The organism is Prescottella soli (assembly GCF_040024445.1).
Lineage (GTDB): Bacteria > Actinomycetota > Actinomycetes > Mycobacteriales > Mycobacteriaceae > Prescottella > Prescottella soli.
Map to the genome: position 1 here is coordinate 2,854,466 of NZ_CP157276.1, position 17,379 is coordinate 2,871,844.

Here is a 17,379-nt window from a genome sequence, read left to right on the forward strand (position 1 = left end):
CCATGGCCGGGTTCTCCACGCTCCGGGTGCTCGGCTCGCCCACCCTCGCGCACGTCGATCTGGACGTGCTGGAGACGTATCGATTCGCCGACGGCGGCGGGTTCCCGGAGTCCTATCGCACCTTCGTGCGGGACTTCGGCTGGGGCCGGCTGTTCGGGCTGTGGCTCGTGTACCCGCCGGTGCTCGCGGGTTACGCGGACGGCTGGCAGGCCAGGAGCAGGATTCTCACCGAGCACCTCCACGAGGCCTACCGCGACGGGCAGGACGAGGAGTACGACTGGATGATCGCGCCGGACGGCGACTGGTCGCTGGTCGATTCGCTCCGAGTCTTCGCTTTCAGCGAGAACGGGGATGTGCTGCTGTGGGACACCGCCGTTCGCGATGAACGCGGCGAATTTCCGGTGTACTGCTCGCAGAAGATGAACTCGCTACGGCTGCTCGGGCCGTCGCTGGATGCGGCGGCGCCGGTGCTGAGGGCCGAGGCGATGTCCGGTGAATCCGACTTCGACTTCGAACCCCTCTCGGCGCAACGTCTATCGTGACCGACCGAACCAGCGCCGCTTCGGCGTGGGGCGGCGCAACTCCGCGGCCACGTCGACGAAGGACCGCACGCTGTCCTCGGGGCCGTTGTCGACCCGCTTGAACGCCTTGCCGATCGGGTCGGCGAACGTTCCGTTCGACAGTGCGACACCGGGCCACCCGCCGAGTTCGGCGGGAGGTTCGACCCATCGCCCGCCGGCGTGGCGGACCAGCAGTTCCCCGAGGTAGGCACCGAACTTGAAGACGAGTTCGGCGAGGTAGTCGCTGCCGCCCTCCTGGTCCCGGATCTCGCCGAGGTAGAGGTCGACCTCTTGCGCGGACGCGACCGCGAACGAGAGTTCGTGACCGGTGTTGGCGCGCACGGAGATCGAGCATGCCTGCGCGAGTGCGGGCATGTTCTCGACGGTCGGCGGAGCGGGAAGGCGCAGCGGCCGACCGGAGTATGCGGTCACGCCTCCGGGTCCGCGGCCTCGGTCTGGTCCCCCTCGTCGCCGGCCAGGATCAGGTACAGCGCGCGTCGGGCGTCGGTGAGCACCTTCTCGGCCGCCGCGAGTTGGGCGGCGTCTCCGGAGGTCTGGACCTGGCGGGCGGCGGCGTGCAGATCGTGCAGGGGGCCGCGCAGATCCGTTCCCGATCCCGCGAATGCGAATGGGTCGCCCCAGGATTCGGCGTTCTGCTCGACGTACTCGCGACCGGAGTCGGTGAGCGTGACGAGCTTGCGGCCACCCTCGGCGGTCGTCCGCACCAGGCCCTCGTCCTCCAACTGCTGGAGGGTGGGGTAGATCGCGCCGGCGCTGGGACGCCAGGCGCCGTTGGTCCGGTCGGTGATGGTCTGCATCAGCTGATAGCCGTACATCGAGTCCTCCTGCAGCAGAAGCAGGACGGCTGCGCGGACGTCGCCGCGACCCGCTCGGCGCGGCCCTCCGCGTCCACGGGGTCCGCCGTGTCCACGACCGCGACCACCTCGCATGCGGGGATCCTCGCCGTCGAACGGGCGGTGGTGGCGGCGCTGCCGGCCCATCTCCTCAGCCCAGGCAGGGTGTCCGTGCATCTGTTCCGGCCCTCGCCGGTGATTCATGTTCCTCATCGGTCTCTCCTTTCGTTCTTAACCGACACACTCACGATATATCGTGATCGTGTCTTCGGAAAGGGTGGTGTGGGTCACCGGTGACCACGACGGGATCTTCGGTGGAACCGCGTGAGCGGTGCGTGCGTCTGATCCAATGGGCGAATCGTCGTGAAACGAGGGGGAAGCGTGAGGTCACTGGGGCGGTGGGGTGTTCCTGCTCTTGCAGCAGTTGGAGCGCTGGTTCTGGTCGGGTGCGGTTCGACGAGCGTCGAGGGGCAAGCGACTACCCCGACGCCGGAGCAAGGTGAGCCCGTCTTCGATCCATGTACCGTCCCCGACGACGTTCTGCGCACGGTCGGGGTCGATCCGGCGTCGTCGAGACGAGACATCGTTGGCGTCAAGCAGCCCGGTTGGAGTCTGTGCGGTTGGAACGACCCGGACGTTTCGTTCTTCGTCACGATCTTCGCCACCGGAATGCCTCTCGACGCGATCCTCGCTAATGAGCGCACGGTCGATCCCGTCCCGGTCGATCTCGCCGGACGCGACGCGTTCACCATCCGCGAGAAGTCCGATACCCGCAACGAGCACTGCGATGTCCTGGTCACCGCAGGCCCGGACACCGTGATGCTCCGAACCAGTTTCGCCAAGGGGCTGCCGCCGTCCGAGAGCCCGTGCCCTCAGGCGATCAAGAACGCACAGCTACTCGAACCGTCCCTGCCCCGCTGAACGCGAAGGACACGATCATGTGGATGAACCCCTCGTGGCCCGAACTCGGCGCGATGGTGGATGCGGGCGAACTCTTCCTCGAACCGGGTATCGCCGAGAAGTGCGCTGCGCGCTGCGTTGAACTACATCGCGAGCTCGTGGTCCTTCAGCAGGAGGCGAAGGGACTGGCCAGCATCGACGGCTTCGGCCACCTCCCCTCCGGCACAGCGCTGGCCCGCAAGTTCGAGCAGAAGGCGTCGGGCGGCGAGTATCCCCTTGATCAGGCGCTCGCCGAGCACATCACCGTCGTCGAGCAGATGCAGTCGGTGTTCGAGAAGATCGCGCAGAACTTCGCTGCCACCGAGGAGTCGAATGCGCAGAGGTTCACCGGGATCGAGCACGGACGTTGATGCACAACCACAGCACACCAATGGAATTCGATGCTCGACACGGAGTTTGGAAAGGATGAAGAACGTGGGACGACACGCCGTTGCGGCCGCCATCGCCGTCATTGCCTTGGCGGGATGCGGATCGACGAGTGTCGAAGGGCAGGCCGAGACGACGAAACCGCAGGCCGGGGAGCCGGCGTTCGATCCGTGCAGCATTCCGGACGAGGCGTTGCGGGCGGCGGGGGTGGATCCTGCGTCTGAATCCCGGGACATTCTGGGCGTGAAGCAGCCAGGCTGGAATCTGTGCGACTGGGGCGGTGACGGTTCAGCGATCACCGTATTCGTCACGGCGCAGGGCCTCGACGATGTCCGCGCAAATGGCCGCTTTACAAACTTCACCCCGGTAGAACTGGACGGCCGCGAAGCCTTCACCTTCCGCGAGGTGACCGACAAGCGCAACGAGTATTGCGATGTCGTCTTCACATCCGGAACCGACACCGTGATGGTCAAGTCGGGCTATTTCACCGGAAGGACGCCACCCGAAGGCCCGTGCCCCCGCGCGGTTAAAAACGCCCAGATCCTCGCTCCATCGATCCCCCACTGACAGGACTATCGATTCGATGAACGGCAATCTGTGGAGCGAACTCGGTGCCCAGATCGACGCGGGTGAGCTCTACCTCGAACCCGACGTTGCCGCGAGGTGCGCGAGACGTTGCGCTGAACTTGTCGCGGAACTCGACCAGATCAAGCGCGGCGCAGCGGGTCTGAGCCGTATCGACGGCTTCGGCAACCTCCCGTCCGGCACGGCCCTGGCTCGTAAGTTCGAGCAGAAGGCGTCGGGCGGCGAGTACCCCCTTGACCAGGCGCTCGCCGAGCACATCACCGTCGTCGAGGAGATGCAGTCCGTGTTCGAGAAGATCGCGCAGAATTTCACCGCCACCGAAGAATCGAACGCGCAGAGGTTCACCGGGATCGAGCACGGCCGCTGAGCCACAACCACAGCGGCCTCGGAACGCTCCCCCGGCCTATCCTTCGATGAGGCGAACGACGAGGGTGAGTCGACCGGCTGGCGTCCACGCGCCGACGGCGACGTTCCCCGAACCCAAATGCGTGAGGCTCTCGATCTCTCCCTCGTCGCCGAAGTCGATCGGCAGCGCGATGCGTTCGGACGATTCGAAGTTCTCGTCGGTGACGATCAACGCGTCCTCGGTCGCGTACACGGCGGCTCGGTCGTCGTTGATCCAACATCCGGCGAGCCCGAAACCGTACGCGGCGTCGACGTCACTCGCGTCGAGCCGTGAGATCTCCTTCAGATCCGGCCACGACAGCATCCGTACGGTCTCCGGATCGCTTGGATACGGGGTGACAAGCAGCCTCGCGCCCGACGGACTGAAGCCCGCGATCACTGGATCTTCTCCTGCGAGGATCTCGGTCAGATGTAGGCGCGATCCCTCGATATCGACGCGGAAGGCGAGAACGCCGTCCTGCCCCATGGCGAGCTCGAGAATCGCCGTGTCTTCGGCCGGATGGGGAAACAGGAAGGCGCGGGCATCGTCGGCGTCGATCGCCTGGTCGTCGAGGATCGCCCCGGTCGCGGAATCGAGCGCGAGCAGCCGGTGCCTCTCGCCGTCCGGCACAGCGACGACAACTAGACCGCCCAGCAGCGCAGCCGCGTCGGCGGGTATTCCGGGCACCGTGACCACTTCCTCTCCGGCGATGACGAGCCCGCCGGCGGCGGCGAGTACGACCAGATCGAGGCTGGACGCCGCAAGGACGCAGACGTCATCCTCCAGAGGGAGCTCTCGCTGCGAGTTCTCGGCGAGTCTGTCGTCGAGAAGACGCACTGCACCGTCTCGCCACAGCGCGAAAGTCAGACGCCCGCCTGCCTCGCCAGCAAAAACGAGACCCGACATCGGGTCCAGGACGTCGATCACGTCAGCGGAAATGAGCATGCGATCACCGTATCGAACACGGGCGGTCATCGACTGGACCAAGGCTTTGCCAGATACGCCCTAGGTCTCTGTGAGCTCCGCGAAGTCCTCCGTGTATCCGAGAAGTAGCACGGACGACCCCCGAAGCACGTCGGCGAGTTCGGTCCAGGCGTCGGCGTCACTGTGCCCGTACAGGTCTCGTAGATCGGCGATCAGAGCGTCGACGTCTCGCTGCTCGGCATCGAGGACGCTGAGGAACCCGAGCATGGACGCGCCGATCCCCACCAGCGCGTACCCGTGCCGCTCGCCCATTCGGCGCGCCACCGCGTGGCATTCGAACGGCGTCCAGTCGCAGGCGAAGTAGCCGTTCGGGAGGTCGGCGAGCAGATCGGTATCGTCCGCGGTCGGCAGGCACTGCACCACGTGCACGTCGTCCACGACCAGACCCGGGTCGCGATTGAGCGCCACCAACGCCTCGATGTCGCTCGGCTCTGTGACGAGCGAGTTGCCCACGTCCTCCCACCGCACAGCCCGGTCCGGATCTCGGAGCGCCGCTCCGGCCGACTCGAATACCGCTGTGTCGTAGGCGGTGAGCGCGTCGTCGGTGTCGTCGTCCGGGTACGCGATGTCCCCGTCCAGATCATGCTTGGCGCGCGCGTGTCCGCTCGTGTAGAGGCACTGGTTCGGATCGTCGAGCGTCAGAAAGCACCGGCCGTCATGGCGATGCGCCGCCTCGACCCGCCAAAACGCCGCGAGCAGCGCATCGAACGACTCCGCGTCGCTGATGAGCGCGACGCTGAGGCGGTTCACACCGCGGTGTCCCTCGTCCGGCAGCGGCTGAAGGACCGCGCCCTCCACTTCGCCGTAGTCCACCGGCTGTCGAGTGCCGGATGCGGAGCGTTCCGCCATCGCTGCTTCCTCCATCAGGGATCGACCTTTCCGCGTGTCGTGTCGATCCATGATCGCCCAGACTCACCGGCCGCGGTTACCCGCCGACGACCTGCTCGGCTGGCGCCCAGCGCGGATCGCGGCCGGCGTATCCGAGCAGCCGGTCGAGGTCCGGTGCGTCCGCCGGGATCGGGATGACGGGTCCGTAGAGACCCTCGCGGCCGGCCTCCACACTCGCGGGATCGGACTCGAAGGGCTGGCCGGTGGCGCGGGCGAGATCCCATGCGTGCACGACGAGTTCGTCGATCGTCATGCGTGCCTCCCTCGGTCGATGTCGTCTCACAGGTATCGACCGGACGGAGAAGCGAAACTCATCGGTTACGTCGTCCGCGGGGCCTTGAGCTGCATCCAGGCGAGGACCGTGAGGATTCTCGAGGCCGGAACCGACTCGTCCAGGCCTGCTTGCGCCCGGAGCGAGACGAGCCGACGGTGCAGTTCGCCGTCGTTCGCGCGCAGGGCCTGCCGAACGGGTTCGAGGTGCGCCTGCTTGGTGCCGAGAACCTCGCCGATGGCACGGTCGTAGATCGGGAACAGCCGCGGACGTTTCCGTGCGATCAGCTTCGACGCGACGGTACGGCCGATGCTCGGGACCGTCCACAGTGCGGCTTCGAGCCGGCATACCGGCGACTCGGGCGTCAGCTCGGACGTTTGGTCGACGAGATCGCGGTCAGGACCGACCTCCACGAGCAACTCGGTGAACTCGTCACGGCGCTCGCGCAGCAGGATCTGCGCGCCGTCGGGAGACACCTCCACCGACAACAGGGTCGCGGCGACGAGGTCGTCTGCCGTGTAGACGTTCGCGTCCCGGCCACGGGTGCCGGTCGAGTCCCACGTGTCCCATCGGGCTCCGCTGCGGATGAACCCGGTCTTCACGAGCGGCTCGGTGAAGTAGCCCCGAAGGACCTCGACCGCGGCATCGTCGTCGCCGGCGGCGAGAACCTTCGGGAGCCGAATAGTCATGTCAGGCATCCTCGTTCATCGCATCGAGGATGTGCTGCGCGAACAACCGGTTGTGGTACTGCGCGTAGGGGCCGCGGCCCTTGCTCACCAGTCGCTCGGCGAGGGGACGGATCGTCGTCTCGTCGAGGGGCAGCTCGAAGAACTGGTCGTCGGCGCCCTCGTCGGAGAGGAACCAGTCGATCAGCACACCGTCACCGTCCGCGGAGGCGAGTTCGGTCTGCTTGAAGCGCAGCAACGGATTCGCCATCGCGAGTCCGTCGAGGCTGTATCCGGTGCTGCGCATCAGCGCGGACAGCGAGGTGTACAGCACGGTGCGGAAGTCGACGGTCTCCCCGTTCTCCATGTACCGCTCCACGTAGAGCACTTCCATCGGGCCGATACTGAGCGTGAACAGACGTTCGCGCTCGGCGGTCTTGCCCGTCTCCGGGAGGCAAGAGAGGGTCCACTGGTCCACCTCGCCCGAGGCCGGGTCCTCGAACGCCGACGCGAGGTAGCCGGCGACCAGATCGACGACGACCTCGAAGAACGGGTCGTTCTGCAGAAGGCGGAAGTTCTCCGCGCTGGCGGACGGCTTGATCGCGATGTTCACCGCACGATCGTGCACCCGTCCTCGACGAACAGGAAATCGTCCCGACCGGGACGGAGCCCGGTGATCGTCTCCTCGCTCGCCCTCTCGCCCGTACTGCACGCGACATACCGCGCACCTGAGCGCATTCGGGCCGATAGATTCTCATCGGCATGCTCCGGTGCCAGTTCTCGATTCATGTGACGCTCGTCGACCGCGAACTCGCCGCGGTCGGTGACGCACGGAAAGGACCGAAGATGGTTCGTGACGCCGTGCGCCGTGCCCGCGAGATGCTGGCTGCAGGTGATCAGGAGCATGCGCACCGAATCCTGGCCCTGACGCTGAACGCGCACCGGCATGCCGCCGATGACGGGGAAGCGATCGCCGTAGCCCAGGCGACCGGGATGCTCGTCCGGTTGGAGGTTCCGTTCGAACCTCGCGATGCGGTGGAGCGACGTATCGCCAGGATGGCCGAACTGACGGGCGGCTTCGACGCCGACGCCGTCCGGGAGGCGCGCGCGCTGGCCGAACTCGAGGCCATCGAGTGGGTTCACCAGCACGAGCCCGAAGACGCGATCGTGCTGGTCGACGTGTTACGAGCGGCGGAGTCCTTCGCGGAGCGTCATGGCGGGAACGATCAACCGCTCGGCGTGCGGCAGGCACGGGCGGAGGCCATGTATACCGCCGAAATCCTGCGAGGGCACCTGAGCCAGGATCGCGGTCGGGTGGCGGTCGGACTCGAGACTCTGGCACTCACCCTCACCTCGGAATCCGACGAGCGGTTGAGCCTTCTGCGCGTCGCGGCGCTCCATCGGGCGGCGGAGATCCGCTACGACAGCGGGGACGACCCGGAGTCCGCGATCGCGCTGATGCACCGCGTCGTCGCAGAGGCCGAGTCGCTTCCCTCGGCGCGCGCGATCCTGCATGCCGCGTCCCTCCGTCTCGTCGATGACGAGATCGGCCGCGGTGTACCGGCGACGACGGCGATTGCTCACGGACTGCGCGCACTGAGCCTGCCGATCGAACCCGACTTCGACACGGTCACCGAACAGGCCCGATATCTCGACCGGGTGCTGGATCGCCTACCCGACGCCGATCGCGAACTCGCCGCCGTCGCTCACACCACGGCACTCGTGGACCGTTATGCCACCTGCCCGTCCGAGCCTGCGCGTGAGGCGATCCTGTGGTGGGTGTTCGGACGGGTTGGTGAACATGGCGCGGAGACACCGGCCGATCACCAGGTCCTGGCCCACACCGACCACGCTTTCGCCGCCGACACCAGCGCGGCCACGGCGGCAGCCCGGGTTCGCGTGGCGTCCCGCCTCGCCGAGGTGACCTCGCGGCTCGGGAACCCTGAGGGTGCCGTGCGGCTCTACGAGCGGCTCGACGTGCGGTTCGCCGGGCACGAGCACGACGCGAGTCTCGTTGTGCCGCTTGCACTGGCGATGGTCGATCGGGCACTTCGGCTCACCGACATCGGGCGGCGCGACGACGCCCTCGCGACGCTGGCGCTGGTGCCGTCCCGCTTCGCAGCCGCTACCGATGTGCCCGGTGTCGGGGCCGCGATCGTCCAGGCGATGTACTGGCAGGGACGTCTCCTGCGGGAGGCAGGCAACCTCGTCGAGTCGCGCCGCGTCATCAACGAGACGGTCGATCGCGCCGCCTCGGACACCGATGCCGACGCGCGCATGTGGGCCGCGAACGCACTCTTCTCCGTGTGGCAGTCGCCCGGTCTCGAGCCCGCCGAGATCGACGGTGCCCTGCGGCGCTTCGCAGACCTGTTCGTCGACGACTCGGACGTGCGCATCTGCCGCCTGGATGCCCGACGGCGCCTCGTGCAGGCGACCCGCGCCGCGGAGCGAGGCGAACGCCAGGTGGCGGACACCCTGCTGCGGGGCCTGGAGACGACCCACGGGGACAGTGACGACCCGGACATCCGCGACACCGTGGCGCTCGCGGTCGAGAATCAACGGATTCTCGCGATCTCCTCGCCCACCGACGGCGTGCCTGCCTCGGCGGGTGAAGCCCGCTACCGCGAGCTGCGCGAACGGCTGTACCGGGCCGACAGCGCGATCGACGAGGGGCGACACGCAGACGCCGAAGCACTCCTCTCGGCGATCGCGGCCGAGACGGGCGCCGATCCGGATCCGAACGTCGTCATGCTGGGGCTTGCGGCACTGGACGTGCTCGGAGGTCTCCTTCTCGAGGCTGGGCGGTGGGAGGAGCTGGTCGACGTCGCCCGCCGCGCCGCCCTGCGTCGCCCCGATCTCGACACCCGAGCACGCCGAGTTCAGGCGCGCGGTCACCTGCGGCTCGGCATCGCGCTCGGCCGGCTCGGCGAGCAGCGTGCGGCAATCGAGGCCTATGAGGCGCTCGAACGACTTTCCGACGGATCGTCCGACGGCGACATCGTGACCGCCCGCGAGGTAGCCGCCTACAACCGCGCCGTTCTGATCGACGATCTGGGCGACCCCGTCGCCGCGCTCACCGCCTATGACCACGCTCTCCGCATCCACGACCTGTCCGTCGACTCGCCCGAGCGCCGGCTCCGCCGGATCAAATGCCTCCGCAACAAGGCACTACTTCTGACGGGACTCGGCCGCATCCACGAAACGGCGGCCGCCCATCGAATGATCCTGGACATCGCGGGTATGTCCCCGGACGCCGCGATCGCCGAGCGAGCCCGCAGGTCCGCGTTCGACCTGGCAGCCTGCTACACCCAGCTCGGCCGGCATCGCGCAGCATCGGACCTTTACAGCTGGATGCGCGCGGCGCATCACCTCGGATTCGCCCGCGACGAACTGGCGAGCATCAAGAGCGCCGCCAAGAAGGCGGCCCGCTCGTCCCGACGCACGCACAAGTGACCATCGCGAGCGACTATCGCGGCCCGGGCCAGGTGTCACACGGGAGCTGCCCGGCGTCGCCGCCGACCACGGTAGCGCCGGCCGTGACGGTCCCCACGATCGACGTGCACGCTTGGCGACTTGTCGGGGATCTGCCGTACGTTTTTCCGACGTGACAGAACCCTGGTCCCCCGCGCAGGTCGCGGCCGCCGCCCCCGACTCCGCGTCGCTGACGGCTGCCCATGGTCTGGCGTCGAAGTGGGCGGACACCGGCCGCACCGACACCGCTCTGTGGGGCTCGTGCGGCGGCAGCGGCAAAAACCCGTACCGGGCGGCCGTCGACCTGACCGGCCCGGCGTACCGCTGCTCGTGCCCGAGTCGGAAGTTCCCGTGCAAGCACGCCGTCGGCCTGCTGCTGCGCTGGGCCGACGGCGCCGTGCCCGTCGCCGAGGCCCCCGAGTTCGTCACGGACTGGCTCGCCACCCGGGCGGCCCGCGCCGCCGCCACGCCCGCGACACCCGCCAAGACGGCGCCCGACCCGGCCACCGCCGAGCGCCGCACCGAGCGGATCGCCGCCGGTCTCGACGAGCTGGAGCGTTGGCTCACCGACCGTATCGTCGCCGGCCTCGGCTCCGTCCCCCACGATGCCGCCGCCTACGACGCCATCGCCGCCCGCATGGTCGACGCGCAGGCACCGGGCGTCGCCTCGACCCTGCGCTCGCTGCCGTCCCTCGTCGCCACCGACCCGGACTGGCCGGCTCCGCTGCTCTCCGAGTACGCGCGCCTGCACCTGCTGATCCGCGCGTTCCGCGACCGTGACCGGCTGCCGGAGCCGCTGAACCGGTCGGTGCAGACGCACCTCGGGGTCCCCGTCCGCGCCGACGAGGTGCGCGCCGAACCCGCCGTCCGCGACCGCTGGCAGGTGCTGGCGGTCCGCACTGCCGACGAGGGCCGCCTGGTCACCCGTCGGGTGTGGCTGCGCGGGCGCGACTCCGGCCGCTGGGCGCTGCTCCTCGACTTCGCGCACGGCAGCGCCCAATTCACCACGGCCGCACCGATTCCGGGAACGCTGGTCGACGCCGATCTGCACTTCTATCCCGGCGCCGCTCCGCTCCGGGCGCAGCTGGGCACCCAGCACGCGGCACCGGAACCGTTCACCACCCTGCCCGACGCCACCGACCCGGCCGCCGCCCTCGCCGGCTACGCCGCCGCGCTCGCCGCCGACCCGTGGGTCCGCTCGTGGCCGATGCTCCTCGCCGACGTCACCCCCACCGTCACCGCGGGGACGTGGCAGGTCGTCGACCGCACCGGCCGGGCCCTGCCCGTCGGCGGCGACGACACGTCGCGCTGGCAGCTGCTCGCCGTCTCCGGCGGCCATCCGGTCACCGTGTGCGGCGACTGGGACGGCACCGCTCTGCTGCCCGCCTCCGTGTTCGACGCCGGCGCGGTGATCGCCGCATGATCCGCCCTTACCCGGAATCTCTCACCGCGACAGCACTTCTCGGCACCGCCCGTTCGACGGTGTCGCTCGACGGTCTGCACACCGCGGACGCGGCGTCCGCCCTCGACGGCGGCGACCCCGCTGCGACGTTGCTCGCGGCGGCGGCGCTGGAGTCCGCGTTCCTCGCCGGGGCGAGCGCGCCCACCGCGGCGTCGGTGCCGGCGCCCGCCCTCGACGATCCGCGGCCGCTGCTGCCGGAGGCTGCGGCGACGCGGCTGCGGTCCCTGCTCGTGGTCGACTCCCCGCTGCTGCCCGAATGGTTCGATGCCGCAGCGGGTTTCCGGCCCCCACCGGACCTGGTCGTCGACCTGCTCGGCGCCGCCGTGCGGCTCGCCCAGTACCGGGACGGACTGGTCGCGCTCGCGGGGCCGCGTGGCCAGTGGCTCGCCGCGCGCAACCCCGACTGGGCGCCGCTGCGCGCCCCGGACCCGGACGACGACGAGGACTGGCGGCACGGCGCCCCCGCCGTGCGGCGGCGCTGGTTCGCGGCGCTGCGGTGCACCGACGCCGCCGCCGCGACCGCCCTGCTCTCGGCCGCCTGGCGGTCCGAGAACGCCGAGCAGCGGTCCGCCCTCGTCACCGAACTCGCGACCGGCCTCGGCGTGGGCGACGAGCCGCTGCTCGAGCAGGCCCTCGACGACCGCAGCCTGCGCGTGCGGCAGGCCGCGGCGGGAGTGCTGCGACGCCTGCCGGGCGCCGCGTACCGGCAGCGCATGGCGCAGCGGCTGCGGGAGTGGACCCGCGTCGCCGACGGCGTCGTCACCGTGGCACTGCCCGAACGGCTCGACGACGCCGCGCTGCGGGACGGCCTCGACGACCGCAGCGCGCCGCGCCCGGACGTCCGGCTGTCCCTGGTCGTGCAGGCCGCACCGCTCGCGGTGTGGACCGAGATCGGCGTCACCCCGGAGAATCTGCCGCACGTGACGGTCGCCGAGCCGTTCACGTCGGCGCTGGAGGCCGCCTGGTCCGCGGCGGTCGCCGACCAGGGCGACGCCGACTGGGCCGTGGCGCTGCTGCGCCGCGACAGCACCGTCGACGCGCAGGTCGCGGCCCACCTGCCGCGCGACATCCTGATCGCGCGCCTGCGGGCCACCCGCGACGGCGCGCTGCCGGACCCGAACCTGCTCGCGGCGCTGGCGGCGCCGTGGCCGCACGACGTGGCCGCCGCGGTCATGGCCGGGGTGTACGCGTCCCGCCTGCGGACCGCGGCGCTGCGGCCCACCGTCGACCTGCTCGCCCACCGCGCCCCGTTCGACCTCGAGTCGGTGCTCTCGGACGCCGCGACCCGCACCGGCGACCTCGACCGACTGGCGCTGTTCGCGGCCGCCGCCGACATCCTCACCCACCGCCGACACCTTCACCAGGAGCTGACGTGACCGACACCCTGACCGCCGAGCCGGCCCTGCTGCGTCCCCACGCCGAGCAGCAGTACGCGCACGAACTCGCGGCGCTGGCCGCGGCCGACGACCGTCCGCGGCCGCCGTCGTGGCGGCTGTCGCCGCAGGCCGTGGTGACGTACCTGCTCGGCGGCACGCTGCCGGACGGCACCGCCATCACCCCCAAGTACATCGGCCCGCGGCGCCTGATGGAGGTGGCCGTCGCGACGCTGGCCACCGACCGCGCGCTGCTGCTGCTCGGCGTGCCCGGTACCGCGAAGACGTGGGTGTCCGAGCACCTGGCGGCGGCGATCTCCGGCGAGTCGACGCGGCTGGTGCAGGGCACCGCCGGCACCGCGGAGGAGGCGGTGCGCTACGGCTGGAACTACGCGCGACTGCTCGCCGAGGGCCCGACTCCCGCCGCGGTGGTGGCGTCGCCGGTGATGACCGCGATGCGCGACGGCGCCATCGCCCGGATCGAGGAACTGACCCGCATCCCGGCCGACGTGCAGGACGCGCTCATCACCATCCTGTCGGAGAAGACCCTGCCCGTGCCCGAACTCGGCACCGAGATGCAGGCGGCGAAGGGCTTCAACGTCATCGCCACCGCCAACGACCGCGACCGCGGCGTCAACGACCTGTCGTCGGCGCTGCGCCGCCGCTTCAACACCGTCGTGCTGCCGCTGCCGGCCAGCGCCGACGACGAGGTCGCGATCGTGGTCCGCCGCGTCGAACAGCTCGGCGCCGCACTGGAACTGCCGCCGGTGCCCGCTGCCGCGGAGGAGATCCGCCGCGTCGTCACGGTGTTCCGGGAGCTGCGCGACGGGGTCACCGTCGACGGCCGCACCAAGGTCAAGTCCCCGTCAGGCACGCTGTCGACCGCCGAGGCGATCTCGGTGGTGACCAACGGTCTCGCCCTGGCCGCCCACTTCGGCGACGGCACCCTGCGCTCGGCGGACGTCGCCGCCGGCATCCTCGGCTCGGTCCTCAAGGACCCGGTGGCCGACCGGGTGGTGTGGACCGAGTACCTCGAGGCCGTGGTGCGCCACCGCACCGAGTGGGACGACTTCTACCGGGCGTGCCGCGAGGTGGCCGGGTGACCAACTCCCCCACCGGCGCGCAGGTGCGGGTGTTCGGCATCCGGCACCACGGCCCCGGTTCCACCCGGGCGCTGCTGCGCGCGCTCGACGCGTTCGAACCGGACACGGTGCTCATCGAGGGTCCGGCCGACGCCGACGCCCTCGTCCCGCTCGCCGCGGACGACCAGCTGCGGCCACCGGTGGCACTGCTCGGGTACGCCGCGAACGATCCTGCGCGCGCGGCATTCTGGCCGCTGGCGGTGTTCTCGCCGGAGTGGCAGGCGCTGCGCTGGGCGGTGTTCCACGACGCCGACGTGCGGTTTTGCGACCTGCCGGCGACGCTGGCGCTCGCCGCGAACCGTGACGCCGACGCGTCCGCCCGCCCGGATCCGCTGACCGCGCTGGCGGCGGCGGCCGGCTACGAGGACTTCGAACAGTGGTGGGACACCGTCGTCGAATCCCGGAACCCCGGTGACGAAGACGATCCGGTCACGGCCTTCGACGCGATCACCGAGGCGATGGCGGCGCTGCGCGAGGGCGTCGACCTCGACGACCACACCGCGCGGCGCGAGGCCCACATGCGGCAGGTGCTGCGCGCGACGATCAAGGCGGGGGCGCTGCGAATCGCGGTGGTGTGCGGGGCGATGCACGCACCCGCCCTGGCCGGACGCCTCGGACCGGCCGCGCCGGACGCCCGACTGCTGCGCGGACTCCCCAAGGTCAAGGCCTCGCTCACCTGGGTGCCGTGGACCCACTCCAGGCTGTCCGTCGCGTCCGGTTACGGCGCCGGCATCGTCTCCCCCGGCTGGTACGAGCACCTGTTCACCGCCCCCGACGACACCGTCGCGCGGTGGCTGACCCGGGTGGCGCGGGTGCTGCGGGCCGAGGACCTGCCGGTGTCGAGTGCACACGTCATCGAGGCGACCCGGCTCGCGGACACCCTTGCGGCGCTTCGGGATCGGCCACTGCCGGGTCTCGCGGAGGTCACCGAGGCCACCCGCGCGGTGCTGTGCGACGGCGACGAACTGCTGCTCGACCTGGTGACGCGGCGCCTGGTCGTCGGCGAGTCCCTCGGCGAGGTCCCCGACTCGACCCCGACCGTGCCGCTCGAGGCCGATCTGCAGGCGCGGTCGAAGTCGTTGCGGCTCAAGCGTTCCCCGTCCGAGAAGGAACAGAACCTGGATCTGCGCACCGATCTCGACCGGCAACGGTCGCAGCTGCTGCACCGGCTGCGGTTGCTCGACGTGGACTGGGCGGTGCCCACCCAGTCCACGGTGCGCTCGACCGGCACGTTCCGGGAGACGTGGAAGCTGCGCTGGCGGCCCGAACTCGCGGTCGCGGTGGTGGAGGCGGCCCGCTGGGGCACCACCGTCGCCACCGCCGCCGAGGCCGTCGTGCGCGACCGGGCCGCCCGGCCCGACGTGACGCTGGCCGAGGTGACCGGCCTGCTCGAGCAGGCCCTGCTCGCCGACCTGCGCGACACCGTCGCTGACCTGCTCGGTGCGGTCGACACGGCCGCCGCGCTCGACCACGACGTCGCACACCTGATGGCGGCGCTGCCGGCGCTGGTACGCACCCACCGGTACGGGGACGTGCGCGGCACCGACCTGTCCGCCCTCGACCGGGTCGTCGACGCCCTGCTGGTGCGCATCTGTGCAGGCCTGCCCGCCGCGGTCACCGGCCTCGACGCCGACGCCGCGGACGCGCTGCGCGGCGCGCTCGACGACGTCCACGCCGCGCTGACCCTGCGCGACGACCCGGCGTCGACCGACCGGTGGCTCGACACCCTGACGACGCTGGCCGGACGCGACGACGTCGACGGACTGCTCACCGGCCGCACCGTGCGCCTGCTGCGCGACGTCGGCCGCCTCGACACCGCCGACACCACCGCCCGGGTCGGCCGCGCGCTGTCGGCCGGTGTCTCGGCCGCGGCGAAGGCCCGGTGGATCGACGGGTTCGCCGGCGGCAGCGGACTGCTGCTGGTCCACGACCGGGACCTGCTCGCGCTGATCGACACCTGGGTGTCCGGGCTGCACGCCGACGAGTTCCTCGACGCGCTGCCGGCGCTGCGCCGCACCTTCGGCGGGTTCGGCCCCGCGGAACGGCGCACGCTCGGCGAGATCCTGCGCGACGGGCAGCGGGCCACCGCCGCCGACGTCGCCCTCGACACCGACCGCGGCGGTCGCGCCCTCACGGCCACCGCCCTGATCCTGGGGATTTCGGCATGAGCACACCGATCGACGACGAACGGATGCGCCGCTGGCGGCTGCTGCTCGGCGACGTCGCCGAGGAGTCCACCGGCGGCCTGGCGTCGGCGTCGGACTCCGCGATGGACGCCGCCCTGTCCGCGCTGTACGACAACGCCGGCCCCGCCGACGGAAACTCGCGGCGCAGCGCCGGTCTCGGCGGGTCCGCGCCGCGCGTGGCGCGCTGGCTCGGCGACATCCGCACCTACTTCCCCACCTCGGTGGTGCAGGTGATGCAGCGCGACGCGATGGAACGGCTCGGGCTGACCCAGCTGCTCCTCGAACCGGAGATGCTCGAAGCCGTCGAACCGGACGTCCACCTGGTGGGCACGCTGCTGAGCCTGAACCGGGTGATGCCGGAAACCACCAAGGCGACCGCGCGGATCGTGGTGGAGCGGGTGGTCCGCGAGATCGAGGAACGCCTGGCCCGGGCCACCCGCACCGCGGTCACCGGGGCCCTGAACCGGGCCGCCCGCACCACCAACCCCAAGCTGCGCGACCTCGACTTCCACCGCACGATCCGGGCGAACCTGCAGCACTACCTGCCGGAGTACCGGACGGTGGTGCCGGAGCGACTGATCGGCTACGGCCGCCGATCCCAGGCCGTGCAGCGCGACGTGGTCCTCGCGATCGACCAGTCCGGGTCGATGGCGTCGAGCGTGGTGTACGCGTCGGTGTTCGGCGCGGTGCTGGCGTCGATGCGGGCGCTGCGCACGTCGCTGGTGGTGTTCGACACGGCGGTCGTGGACCTGACCGAGAAGCTGTCCGATCCGGTGGACGTGCTGTTCGGCACCCAGTTGGGCGGCGGCACCGACATCAACCGCGCCATCGCCTACAGCCAGTCGCTGCTCACCCGCCCCACCGAATCGCTGTTCGTGCTGATCTCCGACCTGTACGAGGGCGGGATCCGCGCCGAGATGCTGACCCGGGTGGCCGCGATGCGCGACGCCGGCGTCCAGGTGGTGGTGCTGCTGGCGCTGTCCGACGACGGTGCGCCCGCATACGACCGGGACAACGCGGCAGCGCTTGCCGCACTGGGTGTTCCGGCCTTCGCGTGCACCCCGGACCGGTTCCCGGACCTGCTGGCCGTGGCGCTCGAGCAGGGCGACGTCGCCGCGTGGGCGCGCCGGCACGATCTCGCCGCGGCGTCGGGTGGGCCGGTGTGATCACCGGCCAGCGCCGCGGCCCGTCGCCGCGTTATGGTGCAGTTCACCACGGCCGACCGAA

18 protein-coding genes are annotated in these 17,379 nt (G+C 70.6%); 11 read left to right on the top strand and 7 right to left on the bottom strand.

Annotated features, from left to right (window positions below):
- The first annotated feature begins 2 nt into the window (after positions 1–2).
- A complete protein-coding gene (locus ABI214_RS13330; RefSeq protein WP_348603019.1) occupies positions 3–542 on the top strand; it encodes a hypothetical protein in 540 nt (179 codons plus the stop codon).
- On the opposite strand, the gene ABI214_RS13335 is transcribed toward ABI214_RS13330, so the two are convergent.
- Both ABI214_RS13335 and ABI214_RS13340 read right to left on the bottom strand, forming a co-directional pair.
- Positions 534–992, bottom strand: coding sequence for a hypothetical protein (locus ABI214_RS13335; RefSeq protein WP_348603020.1), 459 nt, complete (start codon positions 990–992; stop codon positions 534–536). The genes ABI214_RS13330 and ABI214_RS13335 overlap by 9 nt on opposite strands.
- Entirely contained in the window at positions 989–1,627 is a 639-nt protein-coding gene (locus tag ABI214_RS13340) for a PadR family transcriptional regulator (protein ID WP_348603021.1), read from the bottom strand. The genes ABI214_RS13335 and ABI214_RS13340 overlap by 4 nt, the downstream gene beginning before the upstream one ends.
- 168 nt (positions 1,628–1,795) lie before the next feature.
- Between ABI214_RS13340 and ABI214_RS13345 the strand changes: the two genes are divergently transcribed.
- Genes ABI214_RS13345 through ABI214_RS13360 form a run of 4 tightly spaced genes read left to right on the top strand, consistent with a single transcriptional unit; the run spans position 1,796 to position 3,692 of the window.
- On the top strand, positions 1,796–2,335 hold the full coding sequence (locus ABI214_RS13345) for a DUF3558 domain-containing protein (protein WP_348603022.1): 540 nt from the start codon (positions 1,796–1,798) through the stop codon (positions 2,333–2,335).
- A 17-nt stretch (positions 2,336–2,352) separates the two neighbouring features.
- On the top strand, positions 2,353–2,724 hold the full coding sequence (locus tag ABI214_RS13350) for a hypothetical protein (RefSeq protein WP_348603023.1): 372 nt from the start codon (positions 2,353–2,355) through the stop codon (positions 2,722–2,724).
- Between the two features lie 55 nt (positions 2,725–2,779).
- On the top strand, positions 2,780–3,307 hold the full coding sequence (locus tag ABI214_RS13355) for a DUF3558 family protein (RefSeq protein WP_348603024.1): 528 nt from the start codon (positions 2,780–2,782) through the stop codon (positions 3,305–3,307).
- 16 nt (positions 3,308–3,323) lie between these two features.
- Positions 3,324–3,692 (top strand): hypothetical protein, encoded by a 369-nt coding sequence (locus ABI214_RS13360; RefSeq protein ID WP_348603025.1) that lies wholly within the window; start codon positions 3,324–3,326, stop codon positions 3,690–3,692.
- A 36-nt stretch (positions 3,693–3,728) separates the two neighbouring features.
- Here ABI214_RS13360 and ABI214_RS13365 read toward each other — a convergent pair whose 3' ends face one another.
- The 5 genes from ABI214_RS13365 to ABI214_RS13385 form a co-directional block, all read right to left on the bottom strand.
- On the bottom strand, positions 3,729–4,655 hold the full coding sequence (locus ABI214_RS13365) for a hypothetical protein (RefSeq protein ID WP_348603026.1): 927 nt from the start codon (positions 4,653–4,655) through the stop codon (positions 3,729–3,731).
- A gap of 60 nt (positions 4,656–4,715) precedes the next feature.
- Positions 4,716–5,543 (bottom strand): hypothetical protein, encoded by an 828-nt coding sequence (locus ABI214_RS13370; RefSeq protein WP_348603027.1) that lies wholly within the window; start codon positions 5,541–5,543, stop codon positions 4,716–4,718.
- Between the two features lie 76 nt (positions 5,544–5,619).
- On the bottom strand, positions 5,620–5,835 hold the full coding sequence (locus tag ABI214_RS13375; protein WP_348603028.1) for a hypothetical protein: 216 nt from the start codon (positions 5,833–5,835) through the stop codon (positions 5,620–5,622).
- Between the two features lie 65 nt (positions 5,836–5,900).
- On the bottom strand, positions 5,901–6,542 hold the full coding sequence (locus tag ABI214_RS13380) for a DUF6308 family protein (protein WP_348603029.1): 642 nt from the start codon (positions 6,540–6,542) through the stop codon (positions 5,901–5,903).
- Position 6,543: 1 nt separating this feature from the next.
- Entirely contained in the window at positions 6,544–7,131 is a 588-nt protein-coding gene (locus ABI214_RS13385; RefSeq protein ID WP_348603030.1) for a hypothetical protein, read from the bottom strand.
- A 149-nt stretch (positions 7,132–7,280) separates the two neighbouring features.
- On the opposite strand from ABI214_RS13385, the gene ABI214_RS13390 reads away from it, so the two are divergent.
- The 6 genes from ABI214_RS13390 to ABI214_RS13415 all read left to right on the top strand — a co-directional run bounded on the left by ABI214_RS13390 (position 7,281) and on the right by ABI214_RS13415 (position 17,318).
- Positions 7,281–9,971 (top strand): hypothetical protein, encoded by a 2,691-nt coding sequence (locus ABI214_RS13390; protein ID WP_348603031.1) that lies wholly within the window; start codon positions 7,281–7,283, stop codon positions 9,969–9,971.
- Between the two features lie 151 nt (positions 9,972–10,122).
- The gene (locus ABI214_RS13395; protein ID WP_348603032.1) at positions 10,123–11,412 is read left to right on the top strand and encodes an SWIM zinc finger family protein; all 1,290 of its coding nucleotides are present in this window, start codon (positions 10,123–10,125) and stop codon (positions 11,410–11,412) included.
- The gene (locus ABI214_RS13400) at positions 11,409–12,827 is read left to right on the top strand and encodes a DUF5691 domain-containing protein (protein ID WP_348603033.1); all 1,419 of its coding nucleotides are present in this window, start codon (positions 11,409–11,411) and stop codon (positions 12,825–12,827) included. Before ABI214_RS13395 ends, ABI214_RS13400 begins: the two co-directional genes overlap by 4 nt.
- Entirely contained in the window at positions 12,824–13,927 is a 1,104-nt protein-coding gene (locus tag ABI214_RS13405; RefSeq protein ID WP_348603034.1) for an ATP-binding protein, read from the top strand. The genes ABI214_RS13400 and ABI214_RS13405 overlap by 4 nt, the downstream gene beginning before the upstream one ends.
- Entirely contained in the window at positions 13,906–16,134 is a 2,229-nt protein-coding gene (locus ABI214_RS13410) for a DUF5682 family protein (RefSeq protein ID WP_408587049.1), read from the top strand. Before ABI214_RS13405 ends, ABI214_RS13410 begins: the two co-directional genes overlap by 22 nt.
- Positions 16,131–17,318, top strand: coding sequence for a VWA domain-containing protein (locus tag ABI214_RS13415; RefSeq protein WP_348603036.1), 1,188 nt, complete (start codon positions 16,131–16,133; stop codon positions 17,316–17,318). Before ABI214_RS13410 ends, ABI214_RS13415 begins: the two co-directional genes overlap by 4 nt.
- Positions 17,319–17,379 lie beyond the last annotated feature (61 nt).

What these genes read in the sequence shown, in the direction of transcription:
- ABI214_RS13330 (WP_348603019.1), top strand. Translation starts at nt 3, where the DNA reads ATGGCCGGGTTCTCCACGCTCCGGGTGCTCGGCTCGCCCACCCTCGCG.
- ABI214_RS13340 (WP_348603021.1), bottom strand. Translation starts at nt 1,627, where the DNA reads ATGAGGAACATGAATCACCGGCGAGGGCCGGAACAGATGCACGGACAC.
- ABI214_RS13350 (WP_348603023.1), top strand. Translation starts at nt 2,353, where the DNA reads ATGTGGATGAACCCCTCGTGGCCCGAACTCGGCGCGATGGTGGATGCG.
- ABI214_RS13355 (WP_348603024.1), top strand. Translation starts at nt 2,780, where the DNA reads ATGAAGAACGTGGGACGACACGCCGTTGCGGCCGCCATCGCCGTCATT.
- ABI214_RS13360 (WP_348603025.1), top strand. Translation starts at nt 3,324, where the DNA reads ATGAACGGCAATCTGTGGAGCGAACTCGGTGCCCAGATCGACGCGGGT.
- ABI214_RS13365 (WP_348603026.1), bottom strand. Translation starts at nt 4,655, where the DNA reads ATGCTCATTTCCGCTGACGTGATCGACGTCCTGGACCCGATGTCGGGT.
- ABI214_RS13370 (WP_348603027.1), bottom strand. Translation starts at nt 5,543, where the DNA reads ATGGCGGAACGCTCCGCATCCGGCACTCGACAGCCGGTGGACTACGGC.
- ABI214_RS13375 (WP_348603028.1), bottom strand. Translation starts at nt 5,835, where the DNA reads ATGACGATCGACGAACTCGTCGTGCACGCATGGGATCTCGCCCGCGCC.
- ABI214_RS13380 (WP_348603029.1), bottom strand. Translation starts at nt 6,542, where the DNA reads ATGACTATTCGGCTCCCGAAGGTTCTCGCCGCCGGCGACGACGATGCC.
- ABI214_RS13390 (WP_348603031.1), top strand. Translation starts at nt 7,281, where the DNA reads ATGCTCCGGTGCCAGTTCTCGATTCATGTGACGCTCGTCGACCGCGAA.
- ABI214_RS13400 (WP_348603033.1), top strand. Translation starts at nt 11,409, where the DNA reads ATGATCCGCCCTTACCCGGAATCTCTCACCGCGACAGCACTTCTCGGC.
- ABI214_RS13415 (WP_348603036.1), top strand. Translation starts at nt 16,131, where the DNA reads ATGAGCACACCGATCGACGACGAACGGATGCGCCGCTGGCGGCTGCTG.